This is a genomic window from Marinobacterium sp. BA1 (genome assembly GCF_041155135.1).
In the GTDB taxonomy this organism is placed as follows: domain Bacteria; phylum Pseudomonadota; class Gammaproteobacteria; order Pseudomonadales; family Balneatricaceae; genus Marinobacterium; species Marinobacterium iners.
In genome coordinates this window covers 1,735,392-1,758,649 of record NZ_BAAFHC010000001.1, presented here as the reverse complement: position 1 = coordinate 1,758,649, position 23,258 = coordinate 1,735,392, and the positions used below count along the sequence as shown (strand labels likewise).

General features: G+C 56.5%; 20 protein-coding genes. 15 read left to right on the top strand and 5 right to left on the bottom strand.

Annotated elements, in window-relative coordinates; genetic code table 11:
• The first annotated feature begins 79 nt into the window (after nt 1-79).
• Nucleotides 80-895, top strand: coding sequence for a CLCA_X family protein (locus ACAM29_RS08520; RefSeq protein ID WP_369623862.1), 816 nt, complete (start codon nt 80-82; stop codon nt 893-895).
• Here the strand turns inward: ACAM29_RS08520 and ACAM29_RS08515 are convergent.
• The 4 genes from ACAM29_RS08515 to ACAM29_RS08500 all read right to left on the bottom strand — a co-directional run bounded on the left by ACAM29_RS08515 (nt 852) and on the right by ACAM29_RS08500 (nt 5,769).
• Nucleotides 852-2,048 carry an MFS transporter gene (locus ACAM29_RS08515; RefSeq protein WP_369623861.1) on the bottom strand — a complete coding sequence of 399 codons (1,197 nt, stop codon included), beginning with the start codon at nt 2,046-2,048 and terminating at the stop codon, nt 852-854. The genes ACAM29_RS08520 and ACAM29_RS08515 overlap by 44 nt on opposite strands.
• A gap of 120 nt (nt 2,049-2,168) precedes the next feature.
• Entirely contained in the window at nt 2,169-3,911 is a 1,743-nt protein-coding gene (locus tag ACAM29_RS08510) for an FAD-dependent oxidoreductase (protein ID WP_369623860.1), read from the bottom strand.
• An 82-nt stretch (nt 3,912-3,993) separates the two neighbouring features.
• Nucleotides 3,994-4,647, bottom strand: a complete 654-nt coding sequence (locus ACAM29_RS08505; RefSeq protein ID WP_369623859.1) for a GntR family transcriptional regulator — start codon at nt 4,645-4,647, stop codon at nt 3,994-3,996.
• Between the two features lie 96 nt (nt 4,648-4,743).
• A complete protein-coding gene (locus ACAM29_RS08500) occupies nt 4,744-5,769 on the bottom strand; it encodes a TRAP transporter substrate-binding protein (RefSeq protein ID WP_369623858.1) in 1,026 nt (341 codons plus the stop codon).
• 238 nt (nt 5,770-6,007) lie between these two features.
• Between ACAM29_RS08500 and ACAM29_RS08495 the strand changes: the two genes are divergently transcribed.
• Nucleotides 6,008-6,406, top strand: a complete 399-nt coding sequence (locus ACAM29_RS08495) for a DUF3429 domain-containing protein (RefSeq protein ID WP_369623857.1) — start codon at nt 6,008-6,010, stop codon at nt 6,404-6,406.
• Between the two features lie 44 nt (nt 6,407-6,450).
• Here the strand turns inward: ACAM29_RS08495 and ACAM29_RS08490 are convergent, their stop codons facing one another.
• Nucleotides 6,451-7,422: an L-threonylcarbamoyladenylate synthase gene (locus tag ACAM29_RS08490; RefSeq protein WP_369623856.1), complete on the bottom strand. Its 972-nt coding sequence runs from the start codon at nt 7,420-7,422 to the stop codon at nt 6,451-6,453.
• 414 nt (nt 7,423-7,836) lie between these two features.
• On the opposite strand from ACAM29_RS08490, the gene ACAM29_RS08485 reads away from it, so the two are divergent.
• From ACAM29_RS08485 to ACAM29_RS08425, 13 genes are all read left to right on the top strand, one after another.
• On the top strand, nt 7,837-9,369 hold the full coding sequence (locus ACAM29_RS08485) for a GGDEF domain-containing protein (RefSeq protein WP_369623855.1): 1,533 nt from the start codon (nt 7,837-7,839) through the stop codon (nt 9,367-9,369).
• 310 nt (nt 9,370-9,679) lie between these two features.
• Nucleotides 9,680-10,132, top strand: a complete 453-nt coding sequence (mraZ, locus tag ACAM29_RS08480; RefSeq protein WP_369625131.1) for a division/cell wall cluster transcriptional repressor MraZ — start codon at nt 9,680-9,682, stop codon at nt 10,130-10,132.
• A gap of 24 nt (nt 10,133-10,156) precedes the next feature.
• Nucleotides 10,157-11,095 (top strand): 16S rRNA (cytosine(1402)-N(4))-methyltransferase RsmH, encoded by a 939-nt coding sequence (gene rsmH, locus ACAM29_RS08475; protein WP_354410901.1) that lies wholly within the window; start codon nt 10,157-10,159, stop codon nt 11,093-11,095.
• A complete protein-coding gene (gene ftsL, locus ACAM29_RS08470) occupies nt 11,092-11,505 on the top strand; it encodes a cell division protein FtsL (protein ID WP_091827416.1) in 414 nt (137 codons plus the stop codon). The genes rsmH and ftsL overlap by 4 nt, the downstream gene beginning before the upstream one ends.
• Nucleotides 11,492-13,210 (top strand): penicillin-binding protein 2, encoded by a 1,719-nt coding sequence (locus ACAM29_RS08465; protein WP_091827415.1) that lies wholly within the window; start codon nt 11,492-11,494, stop codon nt 13,208-13,210. The genes ftsL and ACAM29_RS08465 overlap by 14 nt, the downstream gene beginning before the upstream one ends.
• Nucleotides 13,207-14,721: a UDP-N-acetylmuramoyl-L-alanyl-D-glutamate--2,6-diaminopimelate ligase gene (locus tag ACAM29_RS08460; protein WP_369623854.1), complete on the top strand. Its 1,515-nt coding sequence runs from the start codon at nt 13,207-13,209 to the stop codon at nt 14,719-14,721. Before ACAM29_RS08465 ends, ACAM29_RS08460 begins: the two co-directional genes overlap by 4 nt.
• Nucleotides 14,718-16,091, top strand: coding sequence for a UDP-N-acetylmuramoyl-tripeptide--D-alanyl-D-alanine ligase (gene murF / locus ACAM29_RS08455; protein WP_369623853.1), 1,374 nt, complete (start codon nt 14,718-14,720; stop codon nt 16,089-16,091). Before ACAM29_RS08460 ends, murF begins: the two co-directional genes overlap by 4 nt.
• A gap of 4 nt (nt 16,092-16,095) precedes the next feature.
• Entirely contained in the window at nt 16,096-17,178 is a 1,083-nt protein-coding gene (mraY, locus tag ACAM29_RS08450; RefSeq protein WP_354410911.1) for a phospho-N-acetylmuramoyl-pentapeptide-transferase, read from the top strand.
• Between the two features lie 25 nt (nt 17,179-17,203).
• Entirely contained in the window at nt 17,204-18,553 is a 1,350-nt protein-coding gene (gene murD, locus ACAM29_RS08445; RefSeq protein ID WP_369623852.1) for a UDP-N-acetylmuramoyl-L-alanine--D-glutamate ligase, read from the top strand.
• A complete protein-coding gene (gene ftsW, locus ACAM29_RS08440) occupies nt 18,550-19,776 on the top strand; it encodes a putative lipid II flippase FtsW (protein ID WP_091827410.1) in 1,227 nt (408 codons plus the stop codon). Before murD ends, ftsW begins: the two co-directional genes overlap by 4 nt.
• On the top strand, nt 19,773-20,855 hold the full coding sequence (gene murG, locus ACAM29_RS08435) for an undecaprenyldiphospho-muramoylpentapeptide beta-N-acetylglucosaminyltransferase (protein ID WP_091827409.1): 1,083 nt from the start codon (nt 19,773-19,775) through the stop codon (nt 20,853-20,855). Before ftsW ends, murG begins: the two co-directional genes overlap by 4 nt.
• Before the next feature lie 41 nt (nt 20,856-20,896).
• Nucleotides 20,897-22,306, top strand: coding sequence for a UDP-N-acetylmuramate--L-alanine ligase (murC, locus tag ACAM29_RS08430; RefSeq protein ID WP_369625130.1), 1,410 nt, complete (start codon nt 20,897-20,899; stop codon nt 22,304-22,306).
• Nucleotides 22,303-23,256, top strand: coding sequence for a D-alanine--D-alanine ligase (locus tag ACAM29_RS08425; protein ID WP_354410923.1), 954 nt, complete (start codon nt 22,303-22,305; stop codon nt 23,254-23,256). Before murC ends, ACAM29_RS08425 begins: the two co-directional genes overlap by 4 nt.
• Nucleotides 23,257-23,258 lie beyond the last annotated feature (2 nt).

The window sequence follows — 23,258 nt, the reverse complement described above, 5'->3', positions numbered from 1 at the left end:
ATGCGTGTTCTAATGCTGGAAACCCTTTTGATATTCAGGCAGGCTTTCAGGCGTCTTAAGGTCTTGTGCAAGTAATGTGATGGCAGCACCTCGTAATTCCAGTCGTACTTTCTACCGCCGTGGTCCAGAGCATCGCTTTGGTGAAATCATCAATTTCGCCGACATCCGCAAACGTTATGACTTTCGTTCCATTGAAATAGGTCGCTGGGTAACACGAGACGAAAACGAACAGGCCGCAGCCCATTTCTACGATGCGTTGGGTGACCTGATGACAATCTTGAATGGACCTGAGGCACTTATCTCGCTGCGTGGTACGCTGGCTTTTCAGTATGGTATCGGTGGGCGCCCGGGCGTGGCTGCCCATTACACACCGGCCACACGCTGTTTCTCGCTGGCGAAGAATGCAGGCCCCGGCAGTATCGCGCATGAATGGTTCCATGCACTCGATCACTATCTGGCTGACAAATGCTTCGATGATGCACCCAAAGGCATGTTTGCCTCGAAGGCTTGGTTGCATGACGCGATTCCCGTTCCGCACCCATTGAATGATTGCCTGTTTGCCTGCTTCAAGGCAATCATGCTGGATCCGTCCGGTGAGGGGCCCAGCGAGCTGTGTCGTGCATCTGTGGCGATGGACAGGGAGTTGAACAGCCTCTACTACAGCCGTCCGGAAGAGATGTGCGCGCGAGCCTTTGAGGCGTTTGTGCAGGATCAGCCGATCCGTAATCACTTCCTGGTCAAGGGTACCTGTTCTTCAAAAGAGGCTCGCCTTGGGCTGTTTCCGCAAGGCGAGCAGCGCTTGCAGATCAATTGTGCCTTTCGGGCATACTTTGATCGGCTTGGTGCGGCGCTCAGGCGTGTTGTTGGCAACGGATCAGCGATAGCCAACACTTGAGTCCCAGCAGTGCGCAGACCAGTACCAGCAGGGCGGTGGCGGTTATGCTGCCGACCATGCCGATCAACAGCGTGTAAAGTGCTGAGATCAGTGCGGCTGAACTCATCTGAAACAACCGCATTACGCCGGACGCCTTACCCTTGCCCTGACCGATCACGTCCATCGCCATATGGTTGGCTGCTGGTGACAACAGGCCAAATCCGAGCAGAATAAACGCCATCAAACTGCCTAATAGCAAGGCCTGCACATTGGGCATGAACAGTAGGATGAAAGCGGGTACCAGCATGCACAGCAGGCCGATCAAGATCACTTGGCTGGTGGTAACGCCTCGTTTGGCCAGTTGTGCATTGAACCAGGAGCCGACACCGGCAAGACCTGAAGTAAAAGCCATGATCAGCGCCAGTTGGTCGATGGAGAAGCCATAGTGGTCCACAAAGAGGCTGGAGGAGGCGGAAACATAGGTAAACAGGGTACAGAAGCCCAATGTGTAGATCAGCGTTGCGAGTAGAAACACTCGCTTGGCCATAATGTTGTTCAATTCGGCCAGGATGTCTCTGACATTAAGTGTCTGGCGTTTATCAATGGGCAAGGTCTCGGTGAAGGTAAATGTAATGATCAGCAGTGAGAGCAATCCAATAACCGCCTGAAAGTCATGGATGCGCTGCCAGGGGCCGAACTGCATCACCAGGCTGCCCAGCAGCGGTGCTACCAGTGGGGCAATTCCGACCAGCATTATCATGTAGGAGATGCGCAGCCGTGCAGCTTCGCCCTCCAATGTGTCGCGGATGATAGCGATTGGGATGGCAAGGCACAGTCCAGCAGCGAGTCCTTGCAAAAGGCGCGACCCCAGTAACAGTTCAAAGCCGGGAGCCAGGCTGCATAGCTGGGCAGCCAGGGTATACAGCAGCAGAGAAAAGAGAATGACCGGCTTGCGTCCAAATCGGTCCGACAGAATACCTCCGAGCAACGGTGACACGGCAAGGCCGGCTACGAAAAAGCTGAATGTCAGCGCTCCCTTTCCGGTGGCCAACTGGAAGAAATTTTCGATGTCGGAAAGCCCGGGTAGCCCCATGTCGATCGACAGCGGACCAAGTGAGGAGATGAAACCCAGAAACAGCGTGAACGGGACAGGGCGGTGATTAATGCTTTTCATACTACGGGCAGATCCATGCGACTGTTTGGGTAAGTTCAGGGTAAAACAAAACCGGCGCTATTCCCGGTAGATGGGTACCGGACGTAGCGCCAGAGCGTGTTACTTTACCTTAATGGCTGTCTACTGCAGCAGAATTGAATCCAGTGCCAGCTCAAGGCGATGTTTTGCCTCAGTTGCATCCTGCACGGCCTCCATGCAACGCCAGGCGACATAGCCGTCTGGCCTTACCAGCAGGGCACCGGACTCGGGTATTTCGCGTCTGCGCTGCCATTCACAATAGGGGTCTTTTATGACATTGCCTACCTGAAGTAACCTCAGGCAGGGCTTGTCGATCGACTTCAGTGCCGTGCCCCAGGCATTTCCCGACAGGCCGGTCATCAGCGTGAAACCATAACCCTTGACCAGATCCAGGGTTGATACCTTCATACCCTTGGCGTCTATCAACCAGGCGTGCGGCAGTTTTGCCCCCGGTCGCGTGGTGGCCTTCAGGTACAGCTGTCGGTCTTTGTCCCAGACTTCTTCGGCCTCTTCCGACCCATCGATTGCCAACGAGTGATAGCGCTGGTTCATCTCGACACCCTGCGCGTTGAACTCGGTATTCTTCAGCTCGAGCGCTTGATTAAGGGCTTCTCGTGCGGCTTCACCTTCAGGAGTCGGCGACTTCAGGCGCTCAATGCCGGCGACAACCGGGTTTTCGGCACCTTCGACGCGGAACGCCTTGTGCAGCGCACCGTAATCAAGACGTGACTGGTTGGCACGCAGCACGATCTGTTTGCCGACCGGTGCACGCTCTTGGGTGTAGGTCTCCAGCAGATCGGCTCTGGCATCCCCCTTGATAACCGCGGCAATTTTCCAGGCCAGGTTAAAGGCATCCTGTACGCAGGTGTTCAGCCCCAGCCCGCTTGAAGGCGGGTGGCGATGTACGGCGTCACCGCCACAGAAGACGCGGCCTCTCGAGTATTCCGTTGCATAGGCCTGGTTCACATACCAGATCGACTTGGTGATGATCTCGATTTCAAGGTCGGGTACACCCGTCAGCAGGCGTACGCGCTCGGTCAGCTCGGCATCAATCAATTCAGGATCACCTTTCGAAATGTCGAAGCCCCAGCCTGCAATCCATTCGTTCCAGGGTTTGACGGCGCGCAACAGTCCCAGGCCGATTTCTCCAAAGCTGGCATGAGGTGACACGATCCAGTGCAAAATGCTGGGGCGGTGCTCGACATATTTCGACAGGTCGGCCCTGAAATTCACATATACGGTACCGGCCCGACCATGATGGCCTTCAATGGGCAGGTCGATATCCTGTGCGACCCGTGAGCGAGCCCCGTCGGCACCGATCAAATAGCGTGCACGCAGGACGTATTCCCTGTTTTGAATCAGATCTCGCAGTGTGACGGAGACTCCCTCATCATCCTGTATGTGGCTGACATATTCCGTATTGAAAGCGGCGCGTGCACCACGTTCAAGTGCGTTCTTGAAAATCACGGGCTCAACAATCGGTTGCGGAATGTCGAGCAATTCGCAGGGGCTGCCACTGAGGTAGTCTCCCTTGCGCTCATCACCGGTACCCCAGCATCGCAGACGTGCCAGCTCCTCCCCCGCAAGGCTGGTGGTGAACAGGCTGTCGCCCATCTGATCCCAGGGGGTCGCGTGGCGATACAGCTCTTCCTCAATATCCAGCGCGCGGAACACTTCCATGGTGCGCTGATTGGTAATGTGGGCACGGGGCGTATCGGCAAGCCAGTTGGTGCGAGACACCATATGGACATCAATGCCATAGGTTGCCAGTGCAAGGGCAGCGGTTGCGCCTGTTGGTCCTGTGCCGATGATCAGAACATCGGTATCAAAGTGGTCAGTCTGCATGTTCAGCCTCTTGTGTTTATTCTTGCATACTAGCATGTTAGTTGTCTGGGCAGAGTGCCGCTGAGTACGGCTCCGGTTTATCTCAGGATGAGTGCTGCATGAACGTCACTACGTCTCGGGATACGCTGGCGATATGCTCTTCGGCAGCTTCACGGGCGGCTTGTGTATCCCGATTCCGTATTGCTTCAATAATCATCGTGTGCTCATCCGTGGCTGCGTTCAGATGCATGTGAAAGCCACAGGTTTGCACGATAAAAAAGTCAGACAGTTCAAAGTTCGACATTTGACGTGTGCCGAGAATCTCTGAGCGGGCCATCCGCTGCAGATGCCGGTGAAAGTCGGCATTCAGTTGACGGTACCGTTCAGAGAGTTGGGTTGAGCTGTGACCGAGTGCAATAATCTGATCGTTGATCTCTGTCAGTCTGAGCAACTCCTCAGGTGAATGACGCTCAGCGGCCAGACTGGCGATCAGTCCTTCGGTGGCAGAAAACATCCGATAAAAATCTGCTACCTCAGAAACGGCCGGATCGACGACTTCGCAACCCACCTGAGCCGTGATATGAACGAACCCTCGCTCCTGAAGGTTGTTCAGCGCGGTCATGATGGGCTGACGACTGACGCCCGTTTCGTTGCTGATATCCTTGACCGAGATCTTCTCACCAAACCTGTACTGCTGATTTAACAGCCGCCCCAGTACATCCTGATATATAAGATCCTTCTTGTTGAGAATTCGCATTGTCAAGAAACCCGCACCCGGTGTTTTTTAAGGAAACAGAGGATGATTATAGAGTGCATTCGGGTTAATCAGAACCTGAAAGCGCTCTGGCGTGTATCAGGACTCCGGTTGATAATCACGAGCACGCTGACGAAGGGCCTGCAGAGCAGCTTTGTTATCAACGCCAGATGCTGAGGTTTTTTCCAGCCAGACCTGGTCGATGCCTTCAAGAACGTTGGTGAGCTCTTGTGTTAACGCATCGCCGGGATGCAGTTCGTTGACGATGACAGCATTTTCCCGAGCGGCTTTGATACCGTCCTCGTCGGCGGCGTCAAATGCCTGACCGCACGTGCGTGAAAGGCTTTCACCGGATACCCGACGAATGGCAGCCCGGTCTTCATCACTCAAGTTGGCCATGAAATCCGGGTTCAGGAAGATGGACAGGCTGCCAAGATAGAGGCCGCTGGGATAAACCGTCAGGTGAGACGTCACTTCATTGAGTCTCAAGCCGCGCTGTTCACTCTGGGGCATTGTGATTCCATCAATGACCCCCTGCTGAAGTAGTTCATAAATTTTGGGCCCGGGTGCTGCGACAGGTGTCACTTGCATGCGTTTGGCAATTTCACTTTGTACACCGCCGCCAACGCGTATTTTTTTGCCCTTGAGGTCGCTTAAGGCGTTGATGGGGAATTTGGTATGCAGCTGCCCTTGGCCATGTGTGCACAAAGCCATCAATTCAAGGCCATCAAACTCGCCTGCCTTTGCAAAGTATTCGTTGTACACATTCCAGAAACTGACGGATGCCGCTTCGGCATTGGCACCCAGCATCGGCATTTCAACGGCTTCGGTCAGAGGGAAGCGACCGGGAACATATCCATGGAACCCCCAAGCACCATCAGCCACACCATCCTCAGCGATGGAAAACATGGAGCCGGGTTCACCCAGGTTGTATTCGAATTTCACACTAACGCGACCTTCAGTCCCAGCTTCAATTTGCTTGGCCCATTGGGGCAGAATAGTCGCATTTATTGGATGGCCTGGCGGCATCCAGGTTGCAAAGTTAAGTTCGGTAGCGGCCTGCGAGGTAGAGGCAGGGCCGATGAGCGCCATGGCGAGTCCAAGGCTGAGAGCTGTCTTCTTCATTATTCAGTCACCTTTGGTTTTATATTTAGTCAGGTCACAGGCATCAATCTACTGGTCTTGATTGACATGCTAGCATGTTAGCATGTCAATCAAGATAGGCAAAATAATTATTAAGATATTGGTTCAGCGATCTGTGCAATAGGCGCCGGTAATCAAATGGTGATCGATAGAGGGCAGGGTGAACCAAATCCGGCAGCTGTCGTATCGGTATAAACGCCAACACACTGATGACATGCTCATGAACAAAACAGCCTATCTACTTGGTTTGTCCGGTTTGATTCCCTTTGTCGGGTTGACTGTATTGATGCATCAGCCTTGGGCAGTTACTTACTTCCTGTCATACAGCGCGGTAATTCTGTCGTTTCTGGGCGGGATTCATTGGGGCGTGGCACTGCAGGACGACAAGTGGAGCAATAGCTGGCGGCTTTGTCTGTGCATGCTCCCCAGTTTGCTGGGGTGGGTGGCCTTGCTGTTGCCAGTTGCGCTGGCGTTTGCGCTGCTTTTTGTAGCCTACGCGCTTTGGTGGGGGTACGACTACAGTCAGGTGAAAAACGGCGATTATCGGCAGTTAAGACGCTGTCTTAGTATTGTGGTTTTGGTGTGCCATGGTAGCTGGATGTTTTTCGTGATTTTTTGATCACTGATCCCGCTCTATCCAGCTCAAGCAGCAGTTCGCACCAGTCAGTTGGCAGCGGCGCGACTCAGACGGTCCCATATATCAGCCCAGGCGGGATCTTTGGGTGGTGCTTCGACCCATAGCTGGGTTACACCGTCACAATCGGCTTCGTACAGGGCGGCATACAGTGCCTGACGATAGCCTTGATGATCAGCCGGCATCACCTTCAGGTGCTTGCAAGGCAGTGATCTCAGTGCTGTTGAATACACCAGTGCACCTGAGTGCGGGGCTGCTGATGCAGCCAGGGCCGTTATCTCGTCAGTCTTACAGAGCGTGATGCGGGCATTGGGTTGATAGTGAATTTTCTTGTTACCGGAGACAGCGTGCTCATGGCTGCTCGGAGTGCGCACCGGTACCTGCAGATAGGGCTGGAGCATCTCTGCTGAGATGGGGCCGCTTCGCAGAATTTCTGCACTGTGTTCATCCACACGCAAAATGGTCGATTCCGTGCCGACACCGCAGGGACCGCCGTCAAGCACGGCTGCAATCATCCCGTCCATGCTGGCCAGTACCTGTTCCGCACTGGTGGGACTGAGTTTCTGGTACGGGTTGGCCGACGGAGCGGCGACAGCAATATCGAAGCGTTGCAGCAATGACAGCAGCACCGGGTGATCGGGCATACGCACTCCGATCGTTGGCAGGCCGCCGGTAATGACATCTGAGACATCCGGATGGCGATCAAAAATCAGTGTCAGTGGACCAGGCCAAAACGCTGCTGCCAGAGGGGCGACCCAGTCAGGCACGATTTTGACCCAGCGTGGCAGCTGATCAAGTGAGGCGATGTGCGTAATAAGCGGATGGTTGGTCGGGCGCCGTTTCGCGGCAAAAATCTTTGCTACCGCTTCGGGGTTTGAGGCATCGGCAGCCAGCCCGTATACCGTCTCTGTCGGCACGGCGACCAGCTCGCCAGCCAGCAACAGTTCGCCGGCACGTTGCAGATGGTCGGGGTTTTGAGCGCTGAGTCTTTCTGTCTTCATGGATCACACCAGTAACGGACTGGTAATTATTGTAACATTGGACGCGTCGCGAGCATCCATTTCATACTGCTCCTGGTGTTAAAAAGTCGCTGCTCAAAAGGCGTTGCTGTAGTCGGGGTATGGGGTTGAGGAGTGTTTCAAGTGTTTCGAACAGATAAATGGCGTAATCACAGGGCTGTGTGCGCTCCTGTCGCGATTTTGGCGAACGCTCCGCAAATTGAATGAATCGTGTCCACAACGGTTTAATGTTGCTGCTGCAGCCGTTGTCGCAATTTGATGTCATGATATTTATGCGGTCAAATAGGGTGTTCCGGTTTCCGGTTTCCGGTTTCCGGTTTCCGGTTTCCGGTTGTGTATCGTTTTGCGAGTATCTGAATTGAACTGTTCTGCCTCAGATAAAATGGAGATTTTACGATGACAGACAAGGTTGACTGGCGTGGTAAATACAGAGCGCTGGCACTTGAGGTGGAGCAGCATGAGCAGCAGCGCTCACAGGCGGCTGACTGTCTTCGCAGCCTGGCCGTTCAACTTGACCTGGCGGCGCATGGCGAATCGGCTGAGCTTGACCAGTTGTTGGCATCGCTGGTGACTGAGTTGCAGACTGGCAAGCTGGATAAAGTGCCAGAGTTGCTGCGCAAAACCGAAAAACATGTCCGTCTGCTGGATGAAACACGGGCGCAGCAGGCCAGGCAGCTGATCAAACGCATCGATGAGTGGGTGCTGTTGTTGCAGGGTACGGCTGAAAGCGAGGAAGGGGGGCTGGTTGAAGTCAGGCAAAAGCTTGCCGGTGTGGCTGACAACATGCGGCAGTTGCCGGGGCTGATTGATACGCTTTTGACCTTTCAGCGACAGATTAGTCGTTCTGACGTTGGTGCTGTAAGCACTGATGATTTGGCGCAACCAAACGATGTGATCAGCAAGCGTATGGCTCAGCGATTGCTTGAGCTGATTCAGCTGTTCAATGTACCTGTCCAGCATCGAGCACGTACCCACGAATTGATCAGTCGCCTGGAGGCGGGCCCTGGTCCGGAAGAGCTGGAACGCTGTCTTGAGGAAGTTTCCGCCTTGGCGCGGACCTGCGGAGGTAGTACAGGGGAGGATATTCAGGCCTATCTTGTGGGGTTGAATGAACAGCTTGCCTATCTGCGCAGCTTTCTGGACAGGGCAGAAACGGCTGATGTGGTACAGCTTAAGCGCAATAATCTGCTGGACCAGACGGTGCGCCATGATGTTCATAAAATCAGTCAAGCGGTCAAACAGACCAGTGACATCAATGAGTTGAAAACGGCTGTCAGTACTCAGCTGGCAAGCTTGATCAAAGCGGTTGATACACACAAGAAAGCGGAAAATCAGCATGTCGCCGAACTGCAGCGGGAGCGGAAGATCCTGTTGAGTCGCCTTGAGGAGATGGAGTCGAAGGCTGCCGGGTTCCGCAGAAGTGCGGAAGAAGCGCATATGAAGTCGCGTACCGATCCGCTCACGGGATTGGCGAATCGGTTTGCCTATGACCAGCAACTTGCGAATGAAATTGCGCGCTATCAGCGCTACGGCACACCTTTCGCTCTTTGTGTTGCTGATATCGACTTTTTCAAACGCATTAACGACCAGTATGGTCACCTGGCGGGCGACAAGGTGCTGCGGCTGATGGCCAAAGTGCTGCGCAGCAGTTTGCGCGGGGTTGATTTTATTGCTCGCTTTGGCGGCGAAGAGTTTGTCATTTTGATGCCGTCGACCGGTGGGGAGTCCGCCCGTCAAGCGGCCGAGAAGGTGCGCAAGGCTGTTGAGCAAAGCCCGTTCAATTTCCAGAGTCGCCCGGTACACATCACGATCTCAATCGGTGTGGCAGAGGTCGTGTCTGACGATACAGCCGAGTCCCTGTTTGGTCGTGCAGACAGCAACCTGTACGCGGCCAAAAGCAATGGCAGAAACAAGGTTGTGATGCACTGAACCTTGCTGTTGGGCCGCGAATCTCTCGTGGCTTGAGATCAATAACTGTCGTCTTTCCCACCAACGCTTTGACGCCCGTCCCACTTTTACACCTGCAACCTCATGTTTCCTATCAGCTTCCCGTGCAGGTCGCATGCTGCATGGGCTGTAGCTATTTTCGGTCAGGCAGGACATGGCCTCGATCTCATCTGATAACCACACCCTTTTCACCTGTTTTCGACCTTGCATCTACTGTGCTTACTACCTATAGTGTCGCGTAGTGGGAAAAAGTGGTTAAAAGTGGGCTATTTGGGGAAAGACAGTGGGCGTCATGTTCCGCGGAGTCAATCCGATCAATCTCGATGCCAAGGGCCGAATGGCGCTTCCGGCACGCTATCGCGAGTCGGTACACAGCCATTGTGACGGCCGTATGGTGGTGACGATTGATACCGAAGACAAATGCCTACTGCTTTATCCTCAGCCCGAGTGGGACGAAATCCAGGCCCGCATTGATGCGCTGCCGAGTTTTAACAAGGCGGTGCGTCGCATTCAGCGTCTGTTGACCGGTCATGCGACCGATCTGGAGTTGGATGCTAATGGGCGCATGTTGCTGCCGGCACCGCTGCGAGAGTATGCGCAGCTGGACAAGAAGATTGTGCTGTTGGGGCAGGGCAACAAGTTTGAGATCTGGAGTGAAGGGCTCTGGAACAGTACGCGTGACGAATATTTGCAGGCTGATGAGGATGAAGAGATCCCCCAGGAACTGCAGTCACTGTCACTTTAACGCACTCCCAGGTAACGGGGCAGCATGAGTCAGACATTCAGCCATACCACAGTTCTGTTGGAAGAGGCGGTCAAGGAGCTGGTAACAGATCCGGAAGGCTTTTACATCGACGGCACCTTCGGCCGTGGCGGTCACAGTGCGCGTATCCTTGCAGAGCTTTCTGCAGGCGGTCGTCTCATGGCCATCGACAAGGACCCCGAAGCAATCAGCTTTGCCGCTGAGCGCTTTGCCGGTGAGCCTCGATTCAGTATCGAACATGGTTCTTTTGCACAGCTCCAGTCCTTTGTTGAGCAGCGTGGCTTGATGGGGCAGGTCACTGGCGTGCTGCTGGACCTGGGGGTCAGTTCGCCTCAGCTGGATGATCCTGAACGGGGCTTTAGCTTCGTCAACGACGGTCCGCTTGATATGCGCATGGATACCAGTAGCGGTGAGAGTGCCGCAGACTGGATCAATCGTGCTGATGAGCAGGAAATCGCGGATGTGATGTATCGCTACGGCGAAGAGCGTTTTTCAAGGCGTATGGCGCGCGCAATCGTGGCTGAACGAGAGCAGGCTCCCATTACCACAACGGCACGGCTGTCAAAAATCATTGCAGAAGCCAACCCTCGCTGGGAAAAAGGCAAAAATCCTGCGACGCGTGCCTTTCAGGGCATTCGCATCCACATTAACCGTGAACTTGATGATGTGGAACAGTGCCTGGATCAGGCGCTTGAGGTGTTGGCTCCAGGGGGCAAGCTGGTCGTGATCAGCTTCCACTCTCTGGAAGACCGGATTGTGAAGCGCTTCATTCGTCGTCACGTTAAAGGGGATGAGCACTTGCCGCCAGGTGTGCCGGTGACCGATGCGATGATGAAACGACGCCTTAAATCGGCAGGGAAGGCTGTAAAGGCAGGTAAGGATGAGTTGAACCAGAACCCCAGGGCACGCAGTGCTGTAATGCGTGCCGCCATCAAACTGGCATGAAGCTTGGTTTTGGCACACCCGTCTGGTTGACGGCCGAGTTCTGGCAGGAGTGGCTTGGGTCTGCGCGGCGCAGGCTGTTGCCGCAGCGCGCAAAAGGGGAACCTGAGCAGCGAATGGTAAGCGGAGGTGAGTTGCTGGTGCCGGCGTTGCTGGTGACGGGGCTGACCCTGGCGGTGATGATCAGTGCGATGGCGGTCATTTTTTCGGCCTATGAATACCGCCGTCTGTTTAACCAGCACCAGATTCTGGTGCAGCAATGGGACGAGTTACAGGTGGAGTGGGGGCAGTACCTGCTGGAGCAGAGTGTATGGTCCTCGCACCATCGGATAGAGTCGCTGGCGGCCAGTGAAATGGATATGGTCGTGCCGGAAACAGAAGCAATCGAGATCATACGTCATGAGCAAAAGTGAAGACCCGATCATACAGACCCATGCAGCCAGAAGCTGGCGGATCTGGCTGGTTGTGTTTTTGCTGGCGCTGATCGTGGCGGGTATTACTTCAAAACTGTTGTCACTCTACGGTGATGATCAAGCCTTTCTGCGCAGCCAGGGCGATGCTCGAACGCTGCGAACCATGTTGATTCCGGCTCATCGTGGGCTGATTACGGATCGCAACGGTGAACCGTTGGCGGTGAGTGCGCCGGTTGCAACCATCTGGGCAGACCCGTTGCGAACCGACCTGCAGCACGGCGGACTGACCCGTTTGGCCCAGTTGCTTGATATGAAGCCGCACGAACTCAAATCGGTGCTGACAGCAAACCCCGAGCGCCGCTTTCTCTATCTGAAACGACAGGTAACGCCCGAACTGGCAGAGGCCGTTGAGGCACTGGGTATTCCGGGTGTGCATGCAGACCGTGAATACAAGCGCTACTACCCGGCAGGAGAGGTGGCAACCCACCTGATCGGTTTTACCAACGTGGATGGTGAAGGTCAGGAGGGGCTTGAGCTGGCTTATAACCACAGCCTGAGGGGCGAGCCTGGGCGCAAGCTGGTGCTCAAAGACCGTGTGGGGCGTACCATCAAGCATATCCGCTCACTGCAGGATGCCGATGCTGGAAGCGATCTGCAGTTGAGTATTGATCTGCGCCTGCAGTACATGGCCTACCGCGAGCTTAAGGCAGCGGTGGAGTCGCATCGTGCTGATGCCGGCTCTGCCGTGGTACTGGATGTTAAGACCGGAGAAGTTCTGGCGCTTGTGAATCAGCCATCCTACAACCCCAATGACCGTTCGGAACTCAAGACGGATGCGTTGCGTAACCGGGCACTGACGGACCTGTTTGAACCGGGCTCCACCATGAAGCCCTTGACTGTGGCAGCAGCCATGATGAGTGGCCAGTATACGCGTGATTCCATCATCGATACTTCACCCGGATACATTCGAGTGGGTGGCGCCAGCATCAAGGATCATCGCAACTACGGCAAGCTGGATCTTACCGGGATCATCACCAAATCGAGCAACGTGGGAGTGACCAGACTCGCACTCGAAATGCCGCATGATACCGTTCGCAACCTGCTGCACAATGTGGGCCTTGGCCGAGATACCGGCACAGGCTTTCCCGGTGAACGTACCGGAGTGTTGCCGTTCCTGGCGGAGCGTCAGCGTGTTGAACGTGCAACCATGTCCTATGGCTATGGTCTTTCCACCACGCTTTTGCAGCTGGCACAGGCGTATGTTCCATTAGCGGCCGACGGCATCATGCGACCGGCAACGCTGCTGAAACAGACTCAGACACCCGCTGGCACCCGGGTTTTGCCGCCGGGTGTGGGGCCTCAGGTGCTGGATATGCTTGAAACCGTCATAAGTGCAAAAGGTACGGGCCGACGGGCAGCGGTTGAAGGCTATCGTGTCGGTGGCAAGACCGGAACGGTTCACAAGGCGAGCGGCGGCGGTTATGCCGAAGACAAGTATGTGTCGGTGTTTGCAGGGGTTGCACCTCTGACCAACCCGCGTCTGGTTATCGCGGTGATGGTCGACAACCCAAAAGGGCAGGAATATTACGGCGGGTTAGTAGCGGCACCAATATTCTCGCGTATCGCAGCCGGCTCTCTGCGGCTTTTGAATGTGCCGCCAGATAAATGGCCTGAACCTCCATCAACTCATGTGGCGATGCAATGAATCAGTATTCTCAATCATTGCTCACATTACTGCCGCAGGCGTGTGCAACGCTTGCGGCTTTGCCGTCTGATCGCAGTGTGAATGTCAGTGGTCTGGCGCTGGACAGTCGTCGGGTTAAACCTGGCGACCTGTTTTTTGCGCGTGCAGGTATCAATCATCGCGGTGCTGACTTTATCGCGGATGCGATCAAGCAGGGTGCTGTTGCGGTGATGGTACAGCATGGCGTACTGGACAGCGCCGAACGAGCCGCGGTTTCCGTTCCGTTGCTGGAGGTTGATAACCTGGACCAGGTGGTGGGTCATGTGGCGAGCCGCTTTCATGACCGGCCCAGCCAGCATCTGAAGGTGGTCGGCATAACCGGTACCAACGGCAAGACTTCCTGCAGCAGCTATCTGGCACAGGCACTCGAGTCGTTGGGGCATCGCTGTGCCGTAATCGGCACCCTTGGCAACGGTTTTGTCGATGATTTGCAGCCGGCAACCCATACCACGCCCGATCCCATCGCGCTGCAGGCATTGCTGGCCCAATTTCGGCTTCAGGGTGCCGAGTACGTGGTGATGGAGGTGTCCAGCCATGCACTGGACCAGAAGCGTGTGTCTGGGGTGCATTTTACGGCGGCAGCGTTTACCAACCTAACCCGGGACCATCTTGATTATCATGGTGACATGGCTCGCTATGGCGATGCCAAGGCGCGTCTGTTTGCAGACTATGCGCCGCCGCTGCAGGCAATCAATCTGGATGATGTGTTTGGTCGCACCTTGTTTGATCGTCAAGCCAGCGAATCGTCTTGTGTTCTCGGTTTCGGCAGTGTCGAGCCTGGAGTTGATGTGGCTGCCGGTCAGCTGGAGTTTGATGCCAGCGGCTGCCGGTTTGAGCTTACAACCCCTCAGGGTCATCAGCGAGTGCATTCGGCCCTGCTGGGCAGCTTTAACGTCAGTAATCTGCTGCTGAGTGCAACCCTTCTGCAGCTGCTGGGTTTCAATCTTGAGCAGATCGCGTCAGCCCTTGGTGCAGTCAGGCCGGTGGCCGGACGTATGGAGTGTTTACCTCAGGCCGAAGGGCAACCGCTGGTCGTTGTTGATTATGCCCATACCCCGGATGCGCTCGCGCAGGCATTGCAGGCGTTGCGCCTGCACCAGCCTGGCAGTGGGCATCTCTGGTGTGTATTTGGCTGTGGCGGTGATCGTGACCGGGGCAAGCGGCCTGAAATGGGAGCTGTTGCAGCAAAGCTTGCCGATCGGCTGGTGTTGACCAGTGATAATCCACGCAGTGAACCACCCGAGCAGATCATTCGTGAGGTTATGGCAGGGGTGCCTGCGACTGCGCGCCTGCATGTGGAGCAGGATCGTGCAGCTGCCATTCGCTGGGCTGTGAGTCATGCCGGTCCCGGCGATCTCGTACTGATTGCCGGAAAAGGGCATGAAAACTATCAGGAAATAGATGGAACACGCCACCCATTCAGTGATCATGAACACGCCTTGCGTGTATTGAAACAGGGAGCTGATGTATGATGCGCGCCTTCGAACTGGATGAGCTCAAGCAGGTGCTCGGAGCGCATCTTCAAGGAGAGAACAGGACCGTCGCAAGGGTTGTCACGGATAGCCGGCAGTTGCAGTCGGGTGATCTGTTTGTGGCATTGAAGGGCCCTAATTTTGATGGTCACGATTTTGTCGGTGCTGCCGAGTTGAAGGGGGCTGAGGCCGTGGTTGTGAGTCAGTTGATGAACACAACCCTGCCTCAGTTGGTTGTCACCGACACCCTAAAGGCATTGGGGCAGCTGGGCGGATACAACCGCTCGCTGTTCCGTGCACCCGTGTTTGCCGTCACAGGAAGTGGCGGCAAAACCACGGTGAAAGAGATGCTGGCACGGCTATTGGCCACCAGCGGCAAAGTATTGGCAACCCGGGGTAACCTGAATAACGAAATCGGCGCCCCGCTGACGCTGCTGGAACTGTCACCCGAGCATGAGTCCGCCGTGATCGAACTGGGCGCCAGTGCACAGGGCGAAATTGCCCGCACCACGGCCATGACCCGTCCTGATGTGGCGATACTCAATAATGCGATGGGGGCCCATCTGGAAGGCTTTGGCGGCCTTGAGGGTGTGGTGCGTGCCAAGGGCGAAATTTTTGAAGGGCTGCCCGAAGGTGGCGTGGGGGTTGTCAATCTGGACTCGCCCCATGCCTCGGCCTGGATTGAGCGCCTGCAGCGGCTAAAACGTCGCATGATCAGCTTTGGCGTCGAAAATGGCGCTGCCGATGTCAGTGCCTCAAAGCTGGAGATGAATGCGGATGGCAGCTGGCGTTTTGTGCTGGATGACGGTACAGAACAGCTGCCGGTATCGTTGAAGTTGCTGGGGCGCCACAACGTGGCCAATGCAACGGCAGCGGCGGCGGCGTGGGTGGCGGCAGGGCGACCGTTGTCAAAAATTGCCGGTGTACTGGATCAGTGCCGGTCGGTGGCGGGGCGTCTCAGTCCACATCGCCTTGACAGCGGCGCGTTGGTGATTGATGACAGCTACAACGCCAATGCCGATGCGGTAAAGGCAGCCATCGATCTGCTGGCCCAGCTGCCAGGGCATCGTGTGCTGGTACTGGGTGACATGGCAGAGCTGGGCGAGCAATCGAAACAGCTGCATGCCGAAGTGGGTCGCTATGCGGCCGAGCGTGATATTGATCAGCTGCTGGTAACCGGCTCTGCCATGCGTGCAGCGGCCGATGCCTATGCGGCGATCCGGCAGGGAGCCGAGCATTTTGCGACACAAACACAACTGATAACACATATTCAGGCACTGCCGCAGGAACAGCTGACCCTTCTGGTCAAGGGCTCGCGCAGTGCCGCAATGGACAGGGTAGTTGCGGCCTTGTTGAAAGGGGATAACTGAAACCATGCTTTTGTTGCTCGCTGAATACCTGTCACAGTTTTATACCGGCTTCGGGGTGTTCCGCTACATCACCCTGCGCGGCATCATGGGAATCCTGACCGCTCTGGGCCTGTCGCTGTTTCTGGGTCCCTGGTTGATTACGCGCCTTAAGGAAAAACAGATCGGCCAGGCGATCCGTTCTGACGGCCCCCAATCACATCTGAGCAAAGCGGGAACGCCTACCATGGGGGGGGCTCTGATTCTGCTCTCCATCGCCATCAGTACGTTGCTGTGGAGCGATCTGACCAGCCGCTATGTCTGGGTGACGTTGATTGTAACGCTGATCTTCGGTGCCGTCGGCTGGGTGGATGACTGGCGCAAGGTGATCGAGAAGAACCCACGCGGTTTGCCTGCACGCTGGAAGTATTTTTGGCAGTCGATTGGCGGGCTGGGTGCCGCCGTAGTGCTGTACATGACGGCGCAGTCACCAGTGGAAACCCAGCTGATTTTGCCGTTTTTCAAGGATATCGCCATTGATATGGGGATTTTCTTCATTGTCTTCACCTACTTCGTCATTGTGGGCAGCTCCAATGCGGTCAACCTGACCGATGGCCTTGATGGCCTGGCGATCATGCCGACGGTGATGGTGGCGGCGGCGCTGGCCGTATTTGCCTATCTGAGTGGTCACGTTCAGTTTGCCAACTATCTGCACATTCCATACGTGGCTGGCTCCGGTGAGTTGATCATCTTTTGTGGTGCCATTGTTGGGGCCGGTCTGGGCTTTCTTTGGTTCAACACCTACCCGGCTCAGGTGTTCATGGGTGACGTAGGCGCCCTGTCACTGGGTGCGGCTCTGGGAGTGATTGCCGTCATCGTGCGGCAGGAGCTGGTACTGGTGATCATGGGCGGGGTGTTCGTGATGGAAACCATCTCCGTGATTCTGCAGGTAGCTTCATTCAAGCTGACCGGGCGGCGTATTTTTCGCATGGCGCCGATCCATCACCATTTTGAATTAAAGGGCTGGCCGGAACCGCGGGTCATCGTGCGTTTCTGGATCATCACTGTGGTGCTGGTGTTGATTGGTCTGGCGACATTGAAGATTCGTTAACGATAGTTTCGAGCAGGAGAGCAGGGTGAGTCTGATTACGACTGACAAGCAGCGCATCATCATCGGTCTGGGCCAGACCGGGCTGTCCTGTGCGCGCTACCTGCAACGGCGAGGGCTTCGTTTTGCGGTCTGCGACACCCGCGAGGCTCCGGCTGGGGTTGATGCCTTTCGTGCTGAATTTCCGTCTGTAGAGCTTCGTCTTGGTGAGTTTGATGCCGATTGGCTTGGTCGGGCTGGCGAGCTGATCATCAGCCCGGGCGTGGACAAACGGCATCCGGTTATCGCTTCTGCCGTGGCAGCAGGTGTGCCGCTGCTGGGTGATATCGACCTGTTCTGCCGTGAAGCCAAGGCTCCCATCGTGGCCATTACCGGCTCCAATGCCAAAAGTACCGTGACCACACTGGTAGGTGAGATGGCTGCAGCAGCCGGTATCAAGGTGGGTGTGGGTGGCAATATCGGTACCCCGGCACTGGATTTGCTGCAGGACCCCGCTGAGCTGTATGTGCTGGAGCTGTCCAGTTTTCAGCTGGAAACCACGCATGAACTGCGCGCAGCCGCAGCGACCGTTCTGAATGTCAGCCCTGATCATCTCGATCGTTACAACGGCATGCAAGACTATACCTTGACCAAGCAGCGGATCTACCGTGGCGCTGCTGTCGTGGTTGCCAATCGTGAAGACCCGCTGACTCAGCCCCTGCTGGCTCAGGGGATGCAGTTGCGCAGCTTTGGTCTTAATCGACCGGATCTCAAGGATTATGGCTTGCTGGATCATGAGGGTGAAGCCTGGCTCGCCTGTGGGCTTGAACCACTGTTGCCGGCTTCGGCATTGAAAATTCGCGGCAGCCACAATCTGGCCAATGGTCTGGCGGCGTTGGCCTTGGCGGATGCGGTTGATATTCCACGTGACGCGTCCCTCAGAGCGCTGCAGAAGTTTGCGGGCCTGGCGCATCGCTGCCAGTGGGTCGCGGACGTTGCGGGTGTGAGCTATTACAACGACTCCAAGGGCACGAACGTCGGCGCTACGCTGGCGGCGCTGGAGGGGTTGGGGGCTACGCTGGAGGGTGATGCTCGTCTGATTCTGATTGCAGGTGGTGTTGGCAAGGACCAGTCTTTTGTGTCACTGGCCGCACCGCTGCGTCGCTACAGTCGTGATCTGGTACTGATCGGTCGAGATGCCAGTCAGATCGCGGCAGAGGTTGCAGGGCCTCGGCATCATTTTGCCGGCAGCATGGCGGAAGCGGTGCAGTGTGCAGCGGAGCTTGCCCGTCCGGGTGATGTGGTACTGCTGTCGCCAGCCTGTGCCAGCTTCGACATGTTTTCGGGTTACAGCGAGCGTGGGCAGATGTTCATTCAGGCGGTGGAGGGGCTGTCATGAGACTGGCGCTGCCATCCATTCAGATCCCCGCCAGGCTGCAAGTGCCAGCAGGAGTGGCGCCGTTGGACCCCTTGCTGTTGGTAAGCACACTTGCCTTGATGCTGACCGGGCTGGTGATGATTACGTCCGCGTCCATGGATGTGGCGGCGCGCGATTTTGGTTCACCGGGTCATTTCATCCTGCGCCATGGCGGGTTTCTGCTGGTTGCATTGGTGAGTGGCACCCTGGCGCTGATGGTGCCGGTCAGAGCCTGGGAAAAATACAGTGGTGTGCTGCTGCTGATCGGTCTCGCGTTTCTAATACTGGTGTTGATTCCCGGTATTGGTCGTGAAGTGAATGGTTCGCGGCGCTGGATCGGCGTGGGGCCTATCAATATTCAGGCCTCCGAAATCGCCAAGGCGTGCATGGTGATTTTCATCAGCGGTTACCTTGTCAGGCGTTTGGCGGAAGTCCGCAGCGGCTGGTGGGGCGTGGTCAAGCCGGCCATTCCGATGGGTTTTTACGGTGTGGCCCTGCTTATGGAGCCAGACTACGGTGCACTGGTTGTACTCGTCGGCACCGTAGCCGGCATGGTGTTTCTGGGCGGCATGCGGTTCATGCAACTGCTGGTGGTTGTAGTGTCAGCCGGCCTGCTGGTTGGATTGCTGGCCTTTGCTCAGCCCTACCGGCTTGAGCGCCTGAAAAGTTTTACCGACCCCTGGGCTGACCCTTATGGCAGCGGCTATCAGCTGTCGCAGGCGCAGATCGCCTTTGGACGGGGCGACTGGTTTGGTACCGGGTTGGGCAACAGTGTGCAGAAGCTGTTTTACCTGCCCGAGGCGCATACTGACTTTGTCTACTCGGTACTGGCGGAAGAGTTGGGGTTGCTGGGGGCACTGATTGTAGTGGCACTTTATGTGTTGCTGGTGGCCAGGATTTTTATCATTGGTCGTCGTGCTGAAAAAATGCAGCAGTTCTTCAGGGCTTATATGGTGTATGGCTTCGGTTTCATCATTGCCGGTCAGGCGCTGATCAATATCGGCGTTAACGTGGGAGCCCTGCCCACCAAGGGGCTGACGCTTCCATTGCTCAGTTACGGTGGGTCCAGTTTGCTGGTTTGTGCCGGGATGATCGCGATCGTGCTGCGCGTTGATTACGAACTCAAGTGTCAGCAGCTGAAGAAGGTACCACGCGAATTGCCACTGGTACGGCGAATACTGAAACTGGAGGAGCGACCAGCATGAGTGACACCTCACGCAAGGTATTGATCATGGCAGGTGGTACCGGAGGTCACGTATTTCCGGCGCTGGCAACGGCCGATATTCTGCGTCAGCGAGGTGTTGTGGTCGAATGGCTGGGCAGTCAGGTTGGTATCGAGAACGAAATTGTGCCCAAATCCGGCATCCCGCTGTACAGAATTTCAGTAACGGGGCTGCGTGGCAAGGGGCGGTTAAGCCTGCTTCTGGCACCCTTCCGTCTTGCCCGTGCGCTTGGGCAGGCGCTGGGCGTGTTACACCGCGCCAAGCCGGATGTCGTGCTGGGTATGGGCGGTTTTGCTTCAGGCCCGGGTGGTCTGGCGGCATGGCTGTTACGCGTTCCGGTTGTGGTGCATGAGCAGAATGCGATTCCGGGCATGACCAACCGCACACTGGCACGTTTGGCGAGCAAAGTATTGCAGGCCTTTCCGCAGGCTTTTGCCGGGCGCGGGGATGCTATCACCACCGGCAATCCGGTACGCGGACCAATTCTTGAGCTGGCGCCGCCGGTCGAACGCTTTGCCGGCCGTGAAGGTCCGTTGCGTCTGCTGGTAGTGGGAGGCAGTCTGGGCGCGCTGGCGATCAATGAGATGTTGCCCAGGGCATTGGCGCTGCTGCCACAGGAACAGCGCCCGGAAGTCTGGCATCAAACCGGCAAGCGTCACCTGGACTCAACCACGGCGGCTTATGCCGAAGCGGGCGTCACGGCCAGTGTCGTGCCGTTTATTGATCGTATGGACAAGGCTTACGGTTGGGCAGATCTAGTGCTGTGTCGCTCCGGCGCGCTCACGGTGAGTGAAATCGAAATTGCCGGTCTGGGTGCCATTTTTGTGCCTTTTCCCCATGCGGTGGATGACCACCAGACCGCCAATGCGCGGCATCTGGAACAGGCCGGTGCTGCGCGAGTGGTGCAGCAGTCCGAGTTGAACCCGGAGCGGTTGGCCGCTCTGCTGAGCGAACTTGGCAGTCGAGAACAATTATTGCAGATGGCCGAGCGGGCGCGTGAGCAGGCCCGTCCCGAGGCGAGCACGACAGTGGCAGAAATCTGTCTGGAGGTTATGAAGTGACAGCGGTGAACCGCAGCGTAAAAGTCTACGAGGTGCCCGAGATGCGCCGTATTCGCCGCATCCATTTTGTCGGTATCGGTGGCGTTGGCATGTGTGGCATCGCCGAAGTCCTGCTGAACCAGGGTTACGAGATATCCGGCTCTGATATCCGCCCGTCCGCCACCACGGATCGGCTGAAATCGCTCGGTGCTCAGGTCTTTATCGGTCACGCCGAAGGTAATGTAGTGGGATCTCATGTCATCGTGACCTCAACTGCGGTGAACGAAACCAACCCGGAAGTGGCCGCTGCGCGCGAGCTGCGCATTCCGGTGGTGCGTCGAGCCGAAATGCTGGCCGAGCTGATGCGCTACCGCCATGGCATTGCGGTGGCAGGCACTCACGGCAAAACCACCACCACCAGCCTGATGGCATCCATCATGGCGGAAGGTGGGCTCGATCCCACTTTTGTGATTGGTGGTCGACTCACCAGTGCCGGTACCAATGCGCAGCTTGGCGGCAGCCGATATCTGGTCGCCGAAGCGGATGAAAGTGATGCTTCCTTTCTTCACCTGCAGCCAATGGTCGCCATCGTAACCAACATTGATGCTGACCATATGGACACCTATGGCGGCGACTTCGGCAAGCTGAAGCAGACCTTTGTCAGCTTTTTGCACAACCTGCCGTTCTACGGTCTGGCCGTACTCTGTACCGACGATCCAGTGGTGCGTGAGATTCTGCCCGAGGTCAGCCGACCAACCCTGACCTATGGCTTCCATGAAGGCGCTGACTACCGTGCGCTGGATCTGCGACAGAACGGCATGCAAACCCGTTTCAGGGTTGAGCGTCCGGCGGGACAGAAGCCCCTTGAGGTGTGCCTGAACATGCCTGGGCGGCACAACGTACTGAATGCGCTGGCGTGCATTGCAGTTGCTTCTGACGAGCAGATCGATGATGCCGCCATCGTGCGGGCACTGGAAAAATTCGAAGGTGTTGGGCGCCGCTTTCAGGTATTGGGCGAGCTGCCACTGGCTAACGGCAGTGCCACGCTGGTGGACGACTATGGTCATCACCCGCGTGAAGTGCAGGCGGTTATTCGTGCGGTACGCGAAGGCTGGCCCGATCGGCGTCTGGTAATGATCTATCAGCCACACCGCTTTACCCGTACACGAGATCTGTACGAAGACTTTGTACAGGTGCTGTCGGAAGTGGACCTGCTGTTGCTGATGGAGGTCTACCCGGCCGGTGAAGAACCGATACCCGGTGCAGACTCGCGCAGTCTGTGCCGCAGTATTCGCCAGCGGGGTGTTGAACCGGTGTTTGTTGAGGGGCCCGATGATGTGGCAGAAGTGTTGCGCAATGTGCTGCAGCCCGGTGATCTGGTGTTGACGCAGGGGGCCGGTAACATCACCAGTCTGGCGCATCAGTTGAAACAGGAAAGTCTTACAGCGGTCGATGCGGAGAATAAAGCATGAATGAGTGGCGACTGGATGCATCGGAAGCGGCTGCCTTTGGCCGTGTGGCCGTCATCATGGGAGGGCGCTCCGCTGAGCGTGAAATCTCGCTGCGCAGCGGTGCCGAAGTACTGCGCGGGTTGCAGGCTGCAGGTGTGGATGCCTTTGCTGTCGACCTTGCGGCAGATGGGCGTGACCCCGTTGCACAGCTGCTGCAGGCCGATTTTGACCGTGCCTTCCTGATTCTGCATGGCCGTGGTGGCGAGGACGGCACCATTCAGGGACTGCTGGAAATGATGCACAAGCCCTACACCGGCAGCGGTGTCTGCGCATCGGCGTTGGGTATGGACAAATTGCGCTGCAAGCTGCTGTGGCAGGGCGCAGGGTTGCCGACACCGGCATTTGCCGTGCTGGACGAAGGTGCCGACCTTGGTGCTGTTGAAGCCCGTCTGGGGTATCCGATCATGGTCAAGCCTGCACATGAAGGCTCCAGCATCGGCATGAGCAAGGTGCGCACCCGTGCCGAACTGGAGGCCGCCTTTGCTCAGGCAACCGCCTATGACAGCAGTGTGATTGCCGAGCAGTGGGTGGATGGGCCGGAATTTACAGTGGCGGTGCTGGGGCATGAAACCTTGCCGGTGATTCGGCTGGAAACACCGCATGATTTCTATGACTTCACGGCCAAGTATGAAGCGGCAGATACCGCTTACCACTTCAGAACCGCACTTTCGCCGGAGCAGACCGAGTCTTTGCAACAGTTGGTGCAGCAGGCATTCAAGATTGCCGGTTGCCATGGTTGGGGCCGTGTGGATGTGATGATGGATGCCAATGGGCAGTTCCAGTTGCTGGAGGTGAATACAGCTCCTGGCATGACAGACCACAGTCTGGTGCCCATGGCCGCCCGTGAGGCGGGTATCAGCTTCAGTCAGCTGGTGGTTGAAATCCTGCGTACGGCAGGGGAGCGGGAGTAAGC

Excerpts from the sequence above, each read along its gene's own strand:
- ACAM29_RS08520 (WP_369623862.1), top strand. The coding sequence starts at position 80 with ATGGCAGCACCTCGTAATTCCAGTCGTACTTTCTACCGCCGTGGTCCA.
- ACAM29_RS08515 (WP_369623861.1), bottom strand. The coding sequence starts at position 2,048 with ATGAAAAGCATTAATCACCGCCCTGTCCCGTTCACGCTGTTTCTGGGT.
- ACAM29_RS08510 (WP_369623860.1), bottom strand. The coding sequence starts at position 3,911 with ATGCAGACTGACCACTTTGATACCGATGTTCTGATCATCGGCACAGGA.
- ACAM29_RS08505 (WP_369623859.1), bottom strand. The coding sequence starts at position 4,647 with ATGCGAATTCTCAACAAGAAGGATCTTATATATCAGGATGTACTGGGG.
- ACAM29_RS08500 (WP_369623858.1), bottom strand. The coding sequence starts at position 5,769 with ATGAAGAAGACAGCTCTCAGCCTTGGACTCGCCATGGCGCTCATCGGC.
- ACAM29_RS08495 (WP_369623857.1), top strand. The coding sequence starts at position 6,008 with ATGAACAAAACAGCCTATCTACTTGGTTTGTCCGGTTTGATTCCCTTT.
- ACAM29_RS08490 (WP_369623856.1), bottom strand. The coding sequence starts at position 7,422 with ATGAAGACAGAAAGACTCAGCGCTCAAAACCCCGACCATCTGCAACGT.
- ACAM29_RS08485 (WP_369623855.1), top strand. The coding sequence starts at position 7,837 with ATGACAGACAAGGTTGACTGGCGTGGTAAATACAGAGCGCTGGCACTT.
- mraZ (WP_369625131.1), top strand. The coding sequence starts at position 9,680 with ATGTTCCGCGGAGTCAATCCGATCAATCTCGATGCCAAGGGCCGAATG.
- rsmH (WP_354410901.1), top strand. The coding sequence starts at position 10,157 with ATGAGTCAGACATTCAGCCATACCACAGTTCTGTTGGAAGAGGCGGTC.
- ftsL (WP_091827416.1), top strand. The coding sequence starts at position 11,092 with ATGAAGCTTGGTTTTGGCACACCCGTCTGGTTGACGGCCGAGTTCTGG.
- ACAM29_RS08465 (WP_091827415.1), top strand. The coding sequence starts at position 11,492 with ATGAGCAAAAGTGAAGACCCGATCATACAGACCCATGCAGCCAGAAGC.
- ACAM29_RS08460 (WP_369623854.1), top strand. The coding sequence starts at position 13,207 with ATGAATCAGTATTCTCAATCATTGCTCACATTACTGCCGCAGGCGTGT.
- murF (WP_369623853.1), top strand. The coding sequence starts at position 14,718 with ATGATGCGCGCCTTCGAACTGGATGAGCTCAAGCAGGTGCTCGGAGCG.
- mraY (WP_354410911.1), top strand. The coding sequence starts at position 16,096 with ATGCTTTTGTTGCTCGCTGAATACCTGTCACAGTTTTATACCGGCTTC.
- ftsW (WP_091827410.1), top strand. The coding sequence starts at position 18,550 with ATGAGACTGGCGCTGCCATCCATTCAGATCCCCGCCAGGCTGCAAGTG.
- murG (WP_091827409.1), top strand. The coding sequence starts at position 19,773 with ATGAGTGACACCTCACGCAAGGTATTGATCATGGCAGGTGGTACCGGA.
- murC (WP_369625130.1), top strand. The coding sequence starts at position 20,897 with ATGCGCCGTATTCGCCGCATCCATTTTGTCGGTATCGGTGGCGTTGGC.
- ACAM29_RS08425 (WP_354410923.1), top strand. The coding sequence starts at position 22,303 with ATGAATGAGTGGCGACTGGATGCATCGGAAGCGGCTGCCTTTGGCCGT.